The following is a 16,580-nucleotide window of genomic DNA, read 5'->3' as shown; positions in this document are numbered from 1 at the left end:
AGAGTTAGGCAATGATCTTAGCCACCACACCGGCGCCGACGGTACGACCGCCTTCGCGGATCGCGAAGCGCAGACCTTCTTCCATGGCGATCGGGGCAATCAGCTTGACGGTGATGCTGACGTTGTCGCCAGGCATAACCATTTCCTTGCCTTCAGGCAGTTCGATGGAGCCGGTCACGTCCGTGGTGCGGAAGTAGAACTGCGGGCGGTAGTTGCTGAAGAAGGGGGTGTGGCGGCCGCCTTCGTCCTTGCTCAGCACGTAGACCTCAGCAGTGAAGTCGGTGTGCGGCTTGATGGTGCCGGGCTTGGCCAGCACTTGACCGCGCTCGACTTCTTCGCGCTTGGTACCGCGCAGCAACAGACCGACGTTGTCGCCAGCCTGGCCCTGGTCGAGCAGCTTGCGGAACATTTCCACGCCGGTGACGGTGGTCTTTTGCAGGTCACGGATGCCGACGATTTCGATTTCTTCGCCGACTTTGATGACGCCACGCTCGACACGGCCGGTGACCACGGTACCGCGACCAGAGATGGAGAACACGTCTTCCACGGGCATGAGGAAGGTACCGTCCACGGCGCGCTCGGGGGTGGGGATGTAGCTGTCCAGGGCTTCAGCGAGCTTGAGGATGGCTTCTTCGCCGATGGGGCTTTGGTCGCCTTCCAGGGCCAGCTTGGCAGAGCCGCGGATGATGGGGGTGTCGTCGCCAGGGAAGTCGTACTTGGAGAGCAGTTCGCGCACTTCCATTTCGACCAGTTCCAGCAGCTCTTCGTCGTCCACCATGTCGGCCTTGTTCAGGAAGACGATGATGTAGGGCACGCCCACCTGGCGCGAGAGCAGGATGTGCTCACGGGTTTGGGGCATGGGGCCGTCAGCGGCGGAGCAGACCAGGATGGCGCCGTCCATCTGAGCGGCACCGGTGATCATGTTCTTGACGTAGTCGGCGTGGCCGGGACAGTCCACGTGGGCGTAGTGGCGGTTGGCCGTTTCGTATTCCACGTGCGAGGTGTTGATGGTGATGCCGCGAGCCTTTTCTTCGGGCGCATTGTCGATCTGGTCGTAGCCCTTGGCTTCGCCGCCGAACTTCTTGGACAACACGGTGGCGATCGCTGCAGTCAGCGTCGTCTTGCCATGGTCCACGTGACCAATCGTGCCCACGTTCACGTGGGGCTTGGTGCGCTCAAACTTACCTTTTGCCATTTTGAAATTTCCTTGAGAGAAAAGAACACGCCCGTGATTTTGGTTTTAGGTCTGCATGCCACTGCTAACTTCCTGCCCACGGGCGAAACAGGAGCGCGGCATCGCAGACCAACCCTTCTTGCGGATCGGGAAAGAGACAAGCAGTTTACTTTGCACGGGCCGCCACGATGGCGTCTGCCACATTCTTGGGTGCTTCAGCGTAGTGCTTGAACTCCATGGTGTAAGTGGCACGGCCCTGCGTCATCGAACGCAACTGCGTAGCGTAACCGAACATTTCAGACAGCGGCACTTCAGCCTTGATACTTTGACCGCCGCCAACGATGGCCTCCATACCTTGCACCATACCGCGGCGGGAAGACAGATCCCCCATCACAGTACCCGCGTAGTCGTCTGGCGTCTCTACCTCGACGGCCATCATAGGCTCCAGAATTACGGGATTTGCTTTGCGAGCAGCCTCTTTAAAGCCAAAGATGGCAGCCATCTTGAAAGCCTGTTCGGACGAGTCCACATCGTGGTAGGAACCGAAAGTCAGACGCACGCGCACATCGACGACCGGGTAACCAGCCAGCACACCGCTGGTGAGCGCCTCTTCCACGCCCTTTTGTACGGCAGGAATGTACTCGCGCGGCACCACGCCACCCTTGATCTCGTCGACGAACTCGAAACCCTTGCCGGGCTCCATAGGTTCGAGCGTGAACACCACGTGACCGTACTGACCCTTACCACCGGACTGACGCACGAACTTGCCTTCGACATCGGCCACCGACTTGCGCACGGTTTCACGATAGGCTACCTGCGGCTTGCCAACGTTGGTTTCCACACCAAATTCGCGCTTCATACGGTCAACGATGATCTCCAGGTGCAACTCCCCCATCCCAGCAATGATGGTCTGACCAGACTCTTCATCGGTGCGCACACGGAAGGAAGGATCTTCGGAAGCCAGACGAGAAAGAGCAATGCCCATTTTCTCCTGATCCGCTTTGGACTTGGGCTCAACAGCCTGAGCGATCACAGGCTCAGGGAATACCATGCGCTCAAGCACAATGGGAGCAGCCATATCGCACAAAGTATCACCCGTGGTCACTTCTTTCAAACCCACGCAAGCAGCAATATCACCCGCGCGGATTTCCTCAATCTCCTGACGCTCATTGGCACGCATCTGCACGATACGACCAATGCGCTCCTTTTTGCCCTTCGTCGCATTGAACACGGTATCACCCTTAGAGAGCACACCAGAATACACACGTACGAAGGTGAGCTGCCCCACAAATGGGTCAGTCATCAGCTTAAAGGCCAAGGCAGAGAATTTCTCTTCATCATCAGCCTTGCGACTAAGGCGCTTCTCTTCGTCATCCGGATCGGTGCCAGCCACATCGGGAATATCCACAGGCGAAGGCAAGAAATCCAACACCGCATCCAGCATGCGCTGAACACCTTTGTTTTTGAAAGCCGAGCCACACAACATGGGCTGAATCTCGGTCGCAATGGTACGCTGACGCAAACCCGCGATGATTTCCTTCTCAGACAAATCACCTTCTTCCAGGTATTTATTCATCAGCTCTTCAGACGACTCGGCAGCGGCTTCGACCATTTTTTCACGCCACTCCTTGGCGGTCTCAGCCAAGTCAGCAGGAATATCCTGATATTCAAACTTCATGCCCTGGGAAGCCTCATCCCAGATGATGGCTTTCATCTTGATCAGATCAACCACACCCTTGAAGTTGTCTTCTGCTCCAATAGGGATCACCACAGGCACCGGATTGGCATTAAGACGCAACTTCATCTGATCATGGACCTTAAAGAAATTGGCGCCGGTGCGGTCCATCTTATTCACAAACGCCAACCGAGGCACTTTGTGCTTATTTGCTTGACGCCACACAGTTTCCGACTGCGGCTGCACTCCACCCACGGCGCAATACACCATGCATGCACCATCAAGCACACGCATCGAACGCTCAACTTCAATCGTGAAATCCACGTGACCCGGAGTGTCAATGATGTTGATACGGTGCTCAGGACGGCTCAAATCCATCCCTTTCCAGAAGGCCGTCACAGCCGAGGAAGTGATGGTAATACCACGCTCCTGCTCTTGCTCCATCCAGTCGGTCGTAGCCGCACCGTCATGCACTTCACCCAATTTATGGGTCACACCTGTATAGAAAAGAATACGCTCGGACGTAGTAGTCTTGCCGGCATCAATGTGCGCCGAAATACCAATATTGCGGTAACGCTCAATGGGGGTTTTGCGAGCCATAGCTTAATACTCCATAACGGCCAAAGCCCGCCTGCGCAGCACAGAGCAGGTCGGGCTTAAAGCCACAAAAAATCAAGTCAATCAGAAACGGAAGTGGCTAAACGCCTTATTGGCCTCAGCCATGCGATGCACCTCATCGCGCTTACGCATAGCGCCACCACGACCCTCAGTAGCCTCAAGCAACTCATTAGCCAGGCGTTGCGCCATGGACTTCTCACTACGCTTGCGAGCCGCATCTTTAATCCAACGCATAGACAAGGCCAGACGACGCACGGGACGCACCTCCACAGGCACTTGGTAGTTAGCCCCCCCCACACGACGAGACTTCACCTCGACAACAGGCTTGACGTTATTGATCGCAGTAGTAAAGACCTCAAGCGGATCCTTATCTTTTTGCTTCTGACCAATAATATCCAGCGCACCATAAATGATGCGCTCAGCGACCGCTTTTTTACCCCCCTCCATGATCACGTTCATGAATTTGGACAACTCTACATTGCCGAATTTGGGATCCGGCAGAATTTCACGTTTAGGAACTTCGCGACGACGTGGCATTTTTCACCTCAAAAACTTGCTTCAGTTGGCACTACGCGCCATGCAGACCATCGGGGACTGCACTTACTCGACCAAGACGCCCTCTCACCCTTGGAAAAAGGAATCCCAGGCCACTACGCCTGCCGCTCGTCAAGCGGAAACAGGCACCGTAAAACAAAAAGAAAAACCAAATAAAAAACAAAAATGAAGGACTCGACCTCAAGCCTTCTTAGGACGCTTTGCACCATATTTGGAGCGCGCCTGCTTGCGATCTTTCACACCTTGCAGGTCAAGCGAACCGCGCACGATGTGGTAACGCACACCCGGCAAGTCCTTGACACGACCACCGCGCACCAGCACCACACTGTGCTCTTGCAGGTTGTGGCCCTCACCGCCAATGTAGGAAATGACCTCGAAGCCATTGGTCAGACGCACCTTGGCAACCTTACGCAAAGCGGAGTTTGGCTTCTTGGGAGTTGTGGTGTACACGCGCGTGCAAACACCACGGCGCTGTGGACACTCTTCCATCGCAGGACTTTTGGACTTAACCGTCTCAACAGTACGTCCGCGACGGACCAGCTGGTTAATAGTTGGCATTGATTTAAGTTCCTAAACGTGTTTCAAAACGTGATGATCCGCTGCTCCTTACACACATACGCCATAAAAAGCAGCAACCTCGCAAAAAGCGAAGCCCGGCATTCTCCCATAACTTGATCGCTCAAGCAAGGATGCGATGCCTTACAGAATTTGCCTATGTTCCATGCATGAAAGGACATGCCTTGGGCACCACAATATCCGCCGCAAAAGAAAAAACGCCGCCAAAACAAGGTTTGACAGCGTTTAGGATCACTAGCGATTCTGGCATTTGGCGGAGAGGGAGGGATTCGAACCCTCGGTAGGCTTGCACCTACGCCTGATTTCGAGTCAGGTACATTCGACCACTCTGCCACCTCTCCTGTTTTTTTTGCAGCTTCGTGTCGCTGCAAATTCTGGCATTATAGCAGATAGTTGAACGACATCCGTCACACACTATTCAAACATAAACACAAAGGAGTCTATTCATGCGTTGGCAAGGCCACCGTCAGTCTCGCAATGTAGAAGATCGGCGCTCGGGAAGCGCTATGGGCGGCCGCAGTCTAGGCATCGGCTCCATCGTTATCGCAGTCGTCTTGGGTTGGGTTTTCGGGATCAATCCTTTGACCGTTCTAGGCATCATGCAGGGCGTTGGCCCAGCGGTCACTCAGCAAGCGCCTGTCAATTCGAATGAAACAGCGGCCATCCCGGATAAGGCAGGTCAATTTGCCTCTGTGGTTTTAGCGGATACCGAAGATGTCTGGAACCAGCTTTTCCAAAACTATCAGGAACCGCGCATGGTGCTTTATCGCACAGCCACTCGCACAGCCTGTGGCGTCGGACAAGCGGCCATGGGGCCTTTCTACTGCCCCTCGGACAGCACGGTCTATATTGACTTGGATTTTTTCAATGAGCTGAAAAATCGCCTGGGCGCACCTGGCGAGTTTGCCCAAGCGTATGTGATAGCGCATGAGGTCGGACACCATGTCCAGAACCTGCAAGGCACATTGCAGAAAATCCATCGATTGCAAGGCAAAGTCAGCCAAACCGAATTCAATCAACTGAATGTGCGCTTAGAGCTACAAGCCGATTGTTATGCCGGCGTATGGGGGCATCACGCACATCGCCAACGCCAGATTCTGGAAAAAGGCGATATTGAAGCCGCCATGAATGCAGCAGCCAAAATTGGCGATGACGCCTTGCAGCGCTCCGCTGGGCGCGTCGTGAGGCCAGAGAGTTTTACCCATGGCTCCAGTGCGCAACGTCAACGCTGGTTTTACAAGGGGCTGCAATCCGGTGATCCAAGGGCCTGCGACACCTTCAATGCAGCATCGCTGTAACTTGGGTTTGTGGCGCAAAGGCGATCCCATCGCCTTTTGCCCCCTCCGAAACGCTCTTTCCCGGAGAAAGCCTCCAAAAGAAGCAAAAAAATACCCCTTTTCTGGCAGGATAGTCAAAGAGCTTTTTTTACTTTGATCTGGAAATCAAAAAATCCAAAGAATACAAATCAAAAGAAAACTCAGCCTATATGGAAATTGCCAAAACAAGGGAATTTTATTTCTTTTGATCTGTAAATAATTTATGCCATGGCTGACTGCGCGTGAACTCCGCCGCAATTGCCCCCTGTCGGAGCGTTGCGCCTTGGAGTCACTGCCTTCTTCGCTCCGCCTACAGCAGTAACGGGGCTGTGCCAAACACGATCGTGTCTCCACACACAGCTTGCCCCCCTCACTCAATGGACCGGGAATACGCCTCCCATGGATGAGCCACTACCCGCGCCAGGGCTGTTTGAAGCGGGCACAATGCGCCGCTATGGATGAAATCGTCAAACAAGCCATGCGCAAATGGCCCAATGTGCCTGCCTGTACGGGTTGGTTGGGTCTGGATGCCCGCGGACATTGGTTTATGCGCGATGCGGCCACGCAAGCGCGCGGCCCTTTTGCACAAGCCAAGGGTGCGCAGTTGCAACACGAGGCGCTGGCGCAATTCATAGGGCGCAACTACGGTTGCGATGCACAAGGGCAGTGGTTTTTCCAAAACGGCCCTCAGCGCGTGTTTGTTGAGCTGGAAGCTGCGCCCTGGGTGCTCCGCGTCACGGATGCAAAAGGTGACGACGATGGCATCGTCACCCACACGGGGCGCGTGGCACGTTTTCAGCAAAGCCTGGTTGATGAACAGGGCCGCGTCTATCTGCTGACCGACCTGGGTTTGGGCCTGGTACACAGCCAGGATATGCTGGCCTTTAGCAATCGGATGGAATGCGACGCACGCTGGCAGCCCTCTGAGGTTTGCAGCCATGAGCTGGAGGCGCGCTTTGGTTTTGTGCTCAGCCCGGCCCAACGGCAAGCACAGCAAATACAGCACACGCGGGAGTGAGGCCGTGGCCCTGACCATCACCAGTGAGTGCATCAATTGCGATGTGTGCGAGCCTGAATGCCCCAACGATGCCATTTCGATGGGCGAGTTGCACTATGTCATCAACCCGCATCAGTGCACCGAATGCGTAGGCCATTTCGATACGCCACAGTGTGTGGAGATTTGCCCGGTTGCGTGCATTCCCGTCAATCCAGAGCATGTGGAGTCACGCGAATCGCTGTGGCAAAAGTTTGAGCGGCTGCGTCAAGCGCGCGAAACCGCCTCCTCACGTGCGTAAGCCTTGGCCGATCAAGAAAGTCTCTGCCGAGCGACTGCGAGAAGCTTTGGGTTTATAGGCTTTGCTTTGGCGAAAGGTCTGGCGAAACAGCCGCGCCAAGGGATCGTAGCCAGAGCCATGGAAAACTTTGGCCACCATCACGCCTTCAGGACGCAAGTGCGTTTGGGCGAAATCAACCGCCATTTCGATCAGAGCTTCCATGCGCGCCGCATCAGTAGCTGCATGGCCACTGAGATTCGGCGCCATATCCGACACCACCGCATCCACAGGCCGCCCAGCGACAGCCTGCTGCAAAGCCTGTAAAACGGCATCGCTTTGGAAATCGCCCTGAATGAATTGCACGCCGGGCACGCTTTCCATAGGCAGCAAATCGACCCCCACCACTTTGGGCGTAGGGCGATCAGGCTCAGCCACGGTATCCGCTTTTCCCAAACCAAGCCGACGACTCAGATATTGGCACCACGCGCCAGGCGCGCAGCCCAAATCCACCACCACCTGGGCCTTGGCCAACAAATGGTGGACTTCATCGATTTCCTTGAGTTTGTAAACCGCGCGGGCGCGGTAGCCTTCTTTTTGTGCCAGTTTGACGTAAGGATCGTTCACATGGTCGTGCAGCCATGCCTTGTTCACCTTACCGCTTTTGCCTGCCATAACGGGCCTTTCAAATGAAGACGGCAGGGCCACTGGCCCTGCCGTAAAAATCTCTGAATGACTGGGGCAATTCAATCACTGGTTTTTTTCGCGATCGCGAAAGTCCCCTCTTTCACCAACCCACTTCCAGCGGACGGATCAGGATCGAAGCTCGCTCCCGGCGGCAACTCCACATGCGCCCCAACCAGCAACGAATTCACCCTGGGCATCGCACTGCGCTGACTCTGACGCACAGGCACCTGGGCATTTTCTTGCCCGGCATTGTTCGCGTGCCCCCCTTTATGGCCACGCACGCCACCGCGCAAGAAACGGTTACGGGCCTCCGTGCGCGGCACAAAGCGTGAAAGCTCTGTTAACGCCATCTCGTAAACGCCACGCTTGAATTCCACTACCACATCCAATGGAACCCAATAATCGTTCCAGCGCCAAGCATCAAATTCGGGGTGGTCTGTCGCGCGCAGATTCAAATCCCAGTCGTTGCCCAGCAATTGGAGCAAATACCAAATCTGTTTCTGCCCCTTGTAATGACCGCGCGCATCCCGGCGGATAAAACGGTCGGGCACCTCGTAGCGCAACCAGTCCCTGGTGCGGGCAATGATCCGGACGTGATGCGGGTGCAAGCCCACTTCCTCGTGCAATTCTCGATACATGGCCTGCTCGGGTTTTTCCCCCCGATCAATACCACCTTGAGGAAATTGCCAACTGTGCGTACGGATGCGTTTGCCCCAGAAAACCTGATTTTTCTGGTTGAGCAGTATGATGCCGACATTCGGTCTAAAGCCTTCCCTGTCAAGCATAATTGCACCTTTATTTCCAATCGGAAAAGCCCACAAAGCAGACTCTCCCTTGTCTGCGCCCATTATGCCCGAGAGTGCCTCCTGACCCATGGGCGCATAACTTCATCACCTCAGCCCTTACCTGTTCGCCGCCGACCACTTGGTCGCCGCGGCGCTTTTGCTATGAAAGCCTCCCAATTCTTCGTCTCCACGTACAAGGAAGCCCCCGCTGACGCGGAAATCATCAGCCACCAATTGATGATGCGCGCAGGCATGATCCGTCGCGTCAGCGCGGGCATTTACACCTATATGCCCATGGGCCTGCGCGTGCTGGGCAAAGTCCAAGCCATCGTGCGGGAGGAAATGAACCGCGCTGGCGCGGTGGAGCTGTGCATGCCAGTCGTGCAGCCCGGCGAGCTGTGGCAGGAAACCGGGCGTTTCGACAAGATGGGGCCAGAGCTGCTGCGCGTCAAGGATCGCCACGAGCGCGACTTCGTCATCCAGCCCACCAGTGAAGAAGCCGTCACCGATATCGCCCGCGCTGAGCTGCGCAGCTACAAACAACTGCCGGTGAACTTCTACCAAATTCAGACCAAATTCCGCGACGAGCGCCGTCCCCGGTTTGGCCTGATGCGCGGGCGTGAATTCATCATGAAAGACGCCTACAGCTTTGACAAAGACAAAGCGGGCGCTCAAACCAGCTACGAAGCCATGCGCCAAGCGTATCGCCGCATTTTCGACCGCTTCGGCCTGCGCTACCGCGCCGTGGCCGCCGATAGCGGTGCCATTGGCGGCGACCTGAGCGAAGAATTCCAAGTCATCGCCGCCACCGGGGAAGATGCCATCATTTACGCTCCGGAAAGCGACTACGCCGCCAACATCGAAAAAGCCGAAGCCCTGGCGCCACAGCAGCCCCGCCCCTCTGCATCAGCCCCTTTGAGCAAAACCCCTACGCCCGGCAACAGCACCTGCGCGCAAGTGGCTGCACAACTGCAAGTGCCGCTGCACACCACCGTCAAATCGCTGGTACTGGCAACCGACAAGCTGGATGAGCAAGGCCAAATCACGAGCACGCAGATCTGGCTGCTGCTGCTGCGTGGCGACCACGACATGAATGAGGTCAAAGTCGCCAAAGTACCGGGTCTGGCAGGTTTTCGCTTTGCCAGCGAGGCCGAAATCGTTGCGCATTTCGGCGCCAAGCCGGGCTACCTGGGGCCCATTCAGACACTCAAACCCGTCAAGGTCGTGGCCGATCGCGAGGTGGCCGTCATGGCCGACTGGATTTGCGGCGCCAACGAAGTCGACTTCCACTACACCGGCGTCAACTGGGGACGCGACCTGCCCGAGCCTGATCTCGTGGCCGACTTGCGCAACGTCGTCGAGGGGGACCTCTCACCCGACGGCCAAGGACGCCTGGCAATCGAACGCGGCATCGAAGTCGGCCACGTTTTTTACCTGGGCACCAAATACAGCAGCGCCATGGGCGCCACCTTCCTGGACGAAAACGGCAAGCCCACACCCTTTGAGATGGGCTGCTACGGCATCGGCGTTTCGCGTCTGCCCGCTGCGGCCATCGAGCAAAACCACGACGAGCGCGGCATCATCTGGCCCGATGCCATCGCCCCTTTCACTCTGGTGATTTGCCCCATTGGCATGGATCGCAGCGACGCCGTACGCGAGGCGGCCGAGCAGCTCCACGACCAATTGCAAGCCGCTGGCGTGGACGTGCTGCTGGACGACCGCGGCGAGCGCCCCGGCGCCATGTTTGCCGATTGGGAGTTGATTGGCGTGCCGCACCGTGTCGTCATTTCAGAACGGAATTTGAAAGAAGGTCAACTGGAGTACCAGCACCGTCGTCAAACCGAAGCCCAGAAGGTAACATTGGGTAACGTCATTTCGTTTTTGAAAGAACAGGGCGTTGCCCTGAAAGGCTGAGGCGCAAGGCGGGTTCCGTGCTCGATTGGGCGCCTCATACCGCCCATGCGACACGCCCCCACACCCGATGAAACAGCCCACTGCCCCATTTGATCCATTTCCGGCGTATCGATGGCCGCGCCTTTGGCTGCGCGGCCTGAAGCGGTTTGGGGCCAGCGCTGCGCTCCTGTCTGCGTCGCTTTGCGCCCTGCCCACCCATGCGGGCCATCAATTGGAAGAGCCTTTGGTCGATTCCGTGCGCTCGGCCTTGCAAGCGGCCATCAGCAATGCAACGCCGCCAGAGCCTGTCTTTGTGGACACCGCCAGCCGCCTGGCCTACCTGCGCTGGCTCACGGCCACCAGTGAAAAGCTGGCCCGTCGCATGCCCAATGTGACTCTGCGGCATGAGTTCTTGCAAACCGTCTGGTACGAAAGCAAACGCGCTGGGCTGGACGTTGCCATGGTGCTGGGGTTGATCCAGGTCGAAAGCGGCTTCAGAAAGCACGTCATCTCCCACGCAGGTGCACGCGGTTACATGCAAATCATGCCGTTTTGGACCCGCGTCATTGGTGATGGCGATGCCTCCAAGCTCTTTCACATGCAGACCAATTTGCGCTTTGGCAATGTGATCCTGCGGCACTACCTCGATATTGAAAAAGGCGATTTATTCATGGCCCTGGGCCGCTACAACGGCAGCCGCGGACGCGCCACCTACCCCAATGCCGTTTTGGCCGCCCAGCGTTATTGGGAGTTTGACGACCCCGGCGCCCCTGCCGGGCAGACTGAAGCCCAAGCCGATCAAGCCACCCCATCGACCTGAATGCAGTCATCGGCTTATGGCTTGTTTGCCTGCAAGCCCACATTCGGCCATTTCTTGGCAAAAATCCCCAGAAACTCTTTTATAATCGCGCGTTTTGCTGGCACATGCCCCATTGGCCATACTAGTTAACAAATGGGGCGAAACCGCTGGAGCCTGGAAGCAGGGCCTGATCTCCCCCGCCTTGGCGCTGGCACTCTTTTTTTCATCGAATGACTACCATCCGCGTCAAAGAAAACGAACCGTACGAAGTCGCACTGCGCCGCTTCAAGCGCACCATCGAAAAGCTGGGCCTGCTCAATGAATTGCGCGCCCGCGAGTTCTACGAAAAGCCCACGACCGAGCGCAAGCGCAAAAAAGCTGCTGCCGTCAAACGCCATTACAAACGCGTGCGCAGCATGCAATTGCCCAAGAAGATGTACTAATCGTGCATCTGCGTCGGAAACGCCCGTCGTTTCATTGACGAAAGCCGCGCCAGGGACGCCTCGCGCGGCTTTTTGTTGTTGCTTTCTCCCTTTTCTGGAGGTCAGCCATGAGCCTGAAAGACCAAATCACCGAAGACATGAAAAGCGCCATGCGCGCCAAGCAAACCCAGCGTTTGGGCACGATTCGCATGCTGCAAGCGGCCATCAAGCAGCGCGAGGTGGACGAGCGGGTCACCCTTGACGATGCTGCCATCGTGGCGATTGTGGACAAGCTCATCAAGCAGCGCCGCGACTCCATCACCGCCTTCGAGCAAGCGAGCCGACAAGATTTGGTCGAGCAAGAGCAAAGCGAGATCGACGTGCTGCAAGCCTATCTGCCCGCACGCCTGAGCGCGCAAGAGGTGCAAGCCGCCGTAGAAAAAATCGTGGCCGATCTGGGCGCATCTGGCCCGGGCGATATGGGCAAGGTCATGGGCCAGGCGAAGAAAGAGCTGGCTGGCAAGGCGGATATGGGGGCCGTTTCTGCTGCGGTGAAGGCGGCGCTGGCCCAACGCCCATGACTTTCAATTCAAAGAAAAAACAGATTCAACATCAACATGCCGAAACAAGTGAATTTTTTTGCTTATTGATTTGCAAATAGGGCAAGAAAATGGCACCTTGAACCATTCGGCACAGCTTGCCCCCCTTGCCGTGGGAGGGGTTTAAACGCCAAGCGGCCCAGCCGCCGCTTGCAACACCTCGCCCACCATGATGATGGCGGGGCTGCCCATGCCGTGGCGCTGCATGCTCTCGGTCAACTCGGCCAGTGTGGTGCGCACGGTTTTCTCCTGCGGCAGCGAGGCCGATTGCACCAGCGCCACCGGCGTATCGCCAGGCAGGCCCTGGAGCAGCCCTGCCTGGATTTGCGCCGCGCCGCGCACCCCCATGTAAATCACCAGCGTCAAGCGCGCCGCATGGGCCGTGCGGGCCAGCGCGGGCCAATCCAGCGCTTCGCCCGGCGCCGTTTGGCCGGTGATGAGCAATACGCCGTGGGCATGGTCGCGGTGCGTCAGCGGCGCCTGCAACGCATTGGCTGCCGCCAGGCCTGAGGTGATGCCATTGACCACGCTGGCGCGCACGCCCGCTGCGCGCAGGCGTTGCAACTCCTCGCCGCTGCGACCGAAGATCAGGGGATCGCCGCCTTTGAGCCGCACCACCACTTCCCCTGCACGCGCGTGCTGCACCATCAGCGCCTCAATGTGCTCTTGCGGGGTGCTTTGCCGCCCGCCTCGCTTGCCCACGTGGATGACGCGCGCGGCGGTCGAGGCCCATTCCAGCACGGCATCGCCCACCAAATCGTCCACCAGCAATACCGTCGCCCGGGCAATGGCTTTGATGGCCTTGAGGTTGAGCAAGTCCGGATCGCCCGGCCCGGCGCCCACCAGCACGCATTCCCCGCCCTGCGCTTGTGCCGCCGGGGTGCAGGCGCCCTGCTCCCGCAACCGGGCGCGCAGCGTGGCATGCAGGGCATCGGCGCTTGCTGGACTTTCTTCCAATGAAGGGGCGCAGTTCTGAGCAGTCATGGGGCGAAATACAGGGACGGTCGGCGATTGTCAAACGCGGTCGAACACCGCGATGCTTTCCACATGCGCCGTGTGCGGGAACATGTTGACCACGCCAGCGGCCGAGCAGCGGTAGCCAGCCTGGTGCACCAGCAAGCCCGCATCGCGGGCCAGCGTGGCGGGGTTGCAACTGACGTACACGATGCGCGCAGGCGGTTGCCAGGCGGGGTTGTCGTCAAACGCTTGCGCGGCTGTGCCCTCCTCCCCTTGGGCTTGGGCTTGGGCTTGGGCCTGTGCCGCGCCGCCCTGCCCTGCCTGGCCGCTGCGCTGCTGGTGGATGTCGGCCAGGGCTTTGGCCAGCGCAAAAGCGCCTTCGCGCGGTGGATCGACCAGCCAGCGGTCGGCCACGCCATCGGTTTGCAGCAGCTCCGGGGTCATGTTGAACAAATTGCGCGCCACGAATTGGGCGGGCGCCAGCGCACGCAGGCCCTGGCTGGCGCGCGTTTGCTGGTTGGCCTGCCAATTGGCCTGCGCGCGCGCCACCAGCGCATCGCTGCCTTCAATGCCCAGCACCTGGGCCGCTTGCGTGGCCAAGGGCAGGCTGAAATTGCCCAGGCCGCAAAACCAGTCGATCACGCGCTCGTGGCGCTGCACGGCCAGCAATTGCAAGGCCCGCGCCACCAGTACGCGGTTGATGTGGGGGTTGACCTGGGTGAAGTCGGTGGGCCGAAAGGGCATGCGGATGCCAAATTCCGGCAGGGCATAGGCTAGGCCGCGCTCGGGCGGTTGGGCGTCGAGCAGATGCACGGTATCCGGCCCTTTGGGTTGCAACCACCATTGGATGAAGGGGTGGCGCGCGGCGAAGTCGCGCAGGCGCTGCAGATCGGCTTCGCCCAGCGGCTCCAGGTGGCGCAGCACCAGCGCGGTGACGGCATCGCCACACGCCAGCTCGATTTGCGGGCAGGTGTCACGCGCATCCAGGCTGGCGATGAGCGCGCGCAGCGGCATCAGCAGGGCATCCACGGCAGGCGGCAGGATGGGGCATGTGCCCATGTCGGCGATGTAGCGGCTTTTGCGCTCGTGAAAGCCCACCAGCACCACGCCTTTTTTGGGCACATAGCGCACCGACAGGCGCGCGCGCCAGCGGTAGCCCCAGTCCGGCCCCTGGATGGGGCGCAGGATGCGCTCGGCCCGCACTTTGCCCAGGTGCCAGAGGTTGTCTTCCAGCACGCGCTGCTTGACGGCCAGTTGCGCGCTGGGCGTGAGGTGCTGCATCTTGCAGCCGCCGCACGCGCCCTGGTGCAGGCCGAAATGCGGGCAATGCGGCCGCACCCGCTGGGAGGATTCGCGCAGCACCCCATCGAGCGTGGCCTTTTCCCAGTTGTTTTTGCGGCGCACGGTGCTGGCGGTGACGACTTCACCGGCCAGCGCCCCTTCCACAAAGACGACTTTGCCATCGCGGTGCGCCACGCCCTGCGCCTCCATGTCCAAAGAGTCGATATGCAAGGCGTGGGCGGGCCATTGCGGCTCGCTCGCGGGGGGGATGGCGGGTGTGGACATGGTATTTGTGGGGCAAAGGCAAAACCCCCTCGTCAAGCGAGGGGGCTGGTCAAAGGGGGCGTCATTGTAGTGGGCAGCGCATGCCCGCCTGGCCGATCACACATTTTTTACATAACAAGAAAAATGACTTCAATACCAACATGCCGAAATATGATGATATTTTTTACTTTTGATTTGTAAAAAATCAGTAAGTCGTCGGTGTGAACGAGGTGCGCTTGACCTTGGGCCGTTGCAAGCGCTGTTCTTCCTGCCACTGCTTGTTGCTGGGGGCGCGGTCGAGCCGGATATGCGCCACCAGGCCCGTGCCGCCTCCCGTCGCATTGGTGATGGCAAACCGCCCGCCCATGCGCTGGATGGTCTTGTCCACAATGGACAGCCCCAGCCCGGCCCCCGCGGCCGAGGTGCGTGCGCTGTCGCCGCGGAAAAAGGGTTTGAGCAGATTGTTCAGCTCCGTCTGCGAAACGCCCGGGCCATAGTCGCGGATGCGCAGCAGCACGAATTTGTGGTCTTTTTCGGGCAAGACGGTGGCGGTGATTTCCACGCGGATGAAGTCCTCGCCCGGCGTTTTGCCGTAGCGGCGCGCGTTCTCCAGCAAGTTGGTGATGACGCGCGAGAGCTCGATCTCATCGGCGTACACGTACAAATCCGCCGGCACCTGGCTTTGCACCTCCATCTCGCCAAACTCCAGAATGGAAAACACGCAGTTGGCAACGATGGCTTGCAGGTTGACGCTGCTGCGCACGCCCGAGACAGGGCGCGCGTAATCCATGAATTTGTCGATGATGGCATCCAACTGCACGATGTCGGCCACCATGTGCTCGCGCGCGATTTCATCGGCCACGCTCATTTCCGTCTCCAACCGCAGGCGCGCCAGCGGCGTGCGCAAGTCGTGCGAAATGCCCGCCAGCATCACGGCCCTGTCCTGCTCAACCTTGGAGAGCTGCTCGGCCATGCGGTTAAAGCCAATGTTGAGCTGGCGGATTTCGCTGGTGGCCACCTCCTCGTTGAGCTGGCTGTTGTTGAAATCGCCCTCGTATTGCAGGCGGTAGGTGGCGTTGCGCAGCGCTTCGATGGGTTTATTGAGCAAGCGCGTGATGATGGCCGCGCCCGCCAGCGAGATCACCACGCCCATGGCCAGCCACAGCAGCATGGTGCGACGGCCCAGGGGCGCCATGCGGGAGCTGTCCATGAGCAACCAGGTGTAGTCATCACCCAGGCGAAAACTCACCCACAGCCCCGGCACGCCATTGACGGATTTGGCGACCAAAGTCTCCGTACCCAGGCGGCTGCGCAGCGTTTCGGTCAATTTGTTGCCCAGCGCCGTATCCGTCATCAGCACATAGGTGTCTGCCGGCTCGTGCGGCTGGATGCGCATGCCCTCTTGCTCGGAGAGCGTTTTGAGCAGTGAGACGCGGGCAATGGCATCCGAGTGGGTCAAGCCCGCGCGGCTGAGGTTGACCATGGTGGCAATTTGCTGCGCCGTGTACAGCGTGCGCGGCTCAAACTCCAGCGCACGAAACGATTGCAGCCACACCAGGCTGGAGAGCAATAGCAACAGCGTCAGCAAGATGAACGTGCGCCAAAACAGACTGACGCGAATGCGCCTGTGGCGCGAGCGATGGCTCTCGGCATCGTGTGCGTCGTAATCGTCCATGTCGTATCGGTGCTTTTCTCGTCTGCCCATGCC

The 16,580-nt window shown here is 58.5% G+C and carries 17 protein-coding genes and 1 tRNA gene; 8 read left to right on the top strand and 10 right to left on the bottom strand.

Features of this window, described 5'->3' with window-relative positions; all coding sequences use genetic code 11:
* Positions 1–4: 4 nt before the first annotated feature.
* The 3 genes from tuf to rpsG all read right to left on the bottom strand — a co-directional run bounded on the left by tuf (position 5) and on the right by rpsG (position 4,004).
* On the bottom strand, positions 5–1,195 hold the full coding sequence (tuf, locus tag EBQ26_RS10225) for an elongation factor Tu (RefSeq protein WP_095543731.1): 1,191 nt from the start codon (positions 1,193–1,195) through the stop codon (positions 5–7).
* A gap of 145 nt (positions 1,196–1,340) precedes the next feature.
* Positions 1,341–3,449 (bottom strand): elongation factor G, encoded by a 2,109-nt coding sequence (fusA, locus tag EBQ26_RS10220; protein ID WP_122238921.1) that lies wholly within the window; start codon positions 3,447–3,449, stop codon positions 1,341–1,343.
* Positions 3,450–3,530: 81 nt separating this feature from the next.
* Positions 3,531–4,004: a 30S ribosomal protein S7 gene (rpsG, locus tag EBQ26_RS10215; RefSeq protein WP_122238920.1), complete on the bottom strand. Its 474-nt coding sequence runs from the start codon at positions 4,002–4,004 to the stop codon at positions 3,531–3,533.
* 40 nt (positions 4,005–4,044) lie between these two features.
* Between rpsG and EBQ26_RS13035 the strand changes: the two genes are divergently transcribed.
* Positions 4,045–4,191 carry a hypothetical protein gene (locus EBQ26_RS13035; protein ID WP_238944296.1) on the top strand — a complete coding sequence of 49 codons (147 nt, stop codon included), beginning with the start codon at positions 4,045–4,047 and terminating at the stop codon, positions 4,189–4,191.
* Between the two features lie 11 nt (positions 4,192–4,202).
* Here EBQ26_RS13035 and rpsL read toward each other — a convergent pair whose 3' ends face one another.
* Positions 4,203–4,580, bottom strand: a complete 378-nt coding sequence (gene rpsL / locus EBQ26_RS10210) for a 30S ribosomal protein S12 (RefSeq protein ID WP_095540275.1) — start codon at positions 4,578–4,580, stop codon at positions 4,203–4,205.
* A 269-nt stretch (positions 4,581–4,849) separates the two neighbouring features.
* Positions 4,850–4,939: transfer RNA gene (locus tag EBQ26_RS10205), tRNA-Ser, on the bottom strand.
* A gap of 105 nt (positions 4,940–5,044) precedes the next feature.
* Between EBQ26_RS10205 and ypfJ the strand changes: the two genes are divergently transcribed.
* The 3 genes from ypfJ to EBQ26_RS10190 all read left to right on the top strand — a co-directional run bounded on the left by ypfJ (position 5,045) and on the right by EBQ26_RS10190 (position 7,209).
* Positions 5,045–5,896 (top strand): KPN_02809 family neutral zinc metallopeptidase, encoded by an 852-nt coding sequence (ypfJ, locus tag EBQ26_RS10200; protein ID WP_122238919.1) that lies wholly within the window; start codon positions 5,045–5,047, stop codon positions 5,894–5,896.
* A 472-nt stretch (positions 5,897–6,368) separates the two neighbouring features.
* Positions 6,369–6,932, top strand: coding sequence for a DUF2946 family protein (locus EBQ26_RS10195; RefSeq protein ID WP_122238918.1), 564 nt, complete (start codon positions 6,369–6,371; stop codon positions 6,930–6,932).
* Positions 6,933–6,936: 4 nt separating this feature from the next.
* Complete coding sequence (locus tag EBQ26_RS10190; protein ID WP_122238940.1) at positions 6,937–7,209, top strand: YfhL family 4Fe-4S dicluster ferredoxin; 273 nt, start codon at positions 6,937–6,939, stop codon at positions 7,207–7,209.
* Here the strand turns inward: EBQ26_RS10190 and EBQ26_RS10185 are convergent.
* Both EBQ26_RS10185 and EBQ26_RS10180 read right to left on the bottom strand, forming a co-directional pair.
* A complete protein-coding gene (locus EBQ26_RS10185) occupies positions 7,198–7,860 on the bottom strand; it encodes an RlmE family RNA methyltransferase (RefSeq protein ID WP_122238917.1) in 663 nt (220 codons plus the stop codon). The genes EBQ26_RS10190 and EBQ26_RS10185 overlap by 12 nt on opposite strands.
* A gap of 71 nt (positions 7,861–7,931) precedes the next feature.
* Entirely contained in the window at positions 7,932–8,657 is a 726-nt protein-coding gene (locus EBQ26_RS10180; RefSeq protein WP_122238916.1) for an RNA pyrophosphohydrolase, read from the bottom strand.
* A 162-nt stretch (positions 8,658–8,819) separates the two neighbouring features.
* Between EBQ26_RS10180 and EBQ26_RS10175 the strand changes: the two genes are divergently transcribed.
* The 4 genes from EBQ26_RS10175 to EBQ26_RS10160 all read left to right on the top strand — a co-directional run bounded on the left by EBQ26_RS10175 (position 8,820) and on the right by EBQ26_RS10160 (position 12,352).
* Entirely contained in the window at positions 8,820–10,571 is a 1,752-nt protein-coding gene (locus tag EBQ26_RS10175; protein WP_122238915.1) for a proline--tRNA ligase, read from the top strand.
* Between the two features lie 67 nt (positions 10,572–10,638).
* Positions 10,639–11,370 (top strand): lytic transglycosylase domain-containing protein, encoded by a 732-nt coding sequence (locus EBQ26_RS10170; protein ID WP_122238914.1) that lies wholly within the window; start codon positions 10,639–10,641, stop codon positions 11,368–11,370.
* Between the two features lie 209 nt (positions 11,371–11,579).
* Positions 11,580–11,792 (top strand): 30S ribosomal protein S21, encoded by a 213-nt coding sequence (gene rpsU, locus EBQ26_RS10165; protein ID WP_122238913.1) that lies wholly within the window; start codon positions 11,580–11,582, stop codon positions 11,790–11,792.
* A gap of 107 nt (positions 11,793–11,899) precedes the next feature.
* Positions 11,900–12,352 (top strand): GatB/YqeY domain-containing protein, encoded by a 453-nt coding sequence (locus tag EBQ26_RS10160; protein WP_122238912.1) that lies wholly within the window; start codon positions 11,900–11,902, stop codon positions 12,350–12,352.
* A 141-nt stretch (positions 12,353–12,493) separates the two neighbouring features.
* On the opposite strand, the gene cobA is transcribed toward EBQ26_RS10160, so the two are convergent.
* The 3 genes from cobA to EBQ26_RS10145 all read right to left on the bottom strand — a co-directional run bounded on the left by cobA (position 12,494) and on the right by EBQ26_RS10145 (position 16,547).
* The gene (gene cobA, locus EBQ26_RS10155) at positions 12,494–13,354 is read right to left on the bottom strand and encodes a uroporphyrinogen-III C-methyltransferase (protein ID WP_122238911.1); all 861 of its coding nucleotides are present in this window, start codon (positions 13,352–13,354) and stop codon (positions 12,494–12,496) included.
* A gap of 30 nt (positions 13,355–13,384) precedes the next feature.
* Complete coding sequence (rlmD, locus tag EBQ26_RS10150; protein ID WP_122238910.1) at positions 13,385–14,893, bottom strand: 23S rRNA (uracil(1939)-C(5))-methyltransferase RlmD; 1,509 nt, start codon at positions 14,891–14,893, stop codon at positions 13,385–13,387.
* 184 nt (positions 14,894–15,077) lie between these two features.
* Complete coding sequence (locus EBQ26_RS10145) at positions 15,078–16,547, bottom strand: sensor histidine kinase (protein ID WP_238944301.1); 1,470 nt, start codon at positions 16,545–16,547, stop codon at positions 15,078–15,080.
* Positions 16,548–16,580: the final 33 nt, after the last annotated feature.

This window comes from Allofranklinella schreckenbergeri (genome assembly GCF_003703475.1).
Lineage (GTDB): Bacteria > Pseudomonadota > Gammaproteobacteria > Burkholderiales > Burkholderiaceae_C > Lampropedia > Lampropedia schreckenbergeri.
The sequence above is the reverse complement of the archived record's forward strand: the minus strand, read 5'-3'. Positions and strand labels throughout refer to the sequence as shown.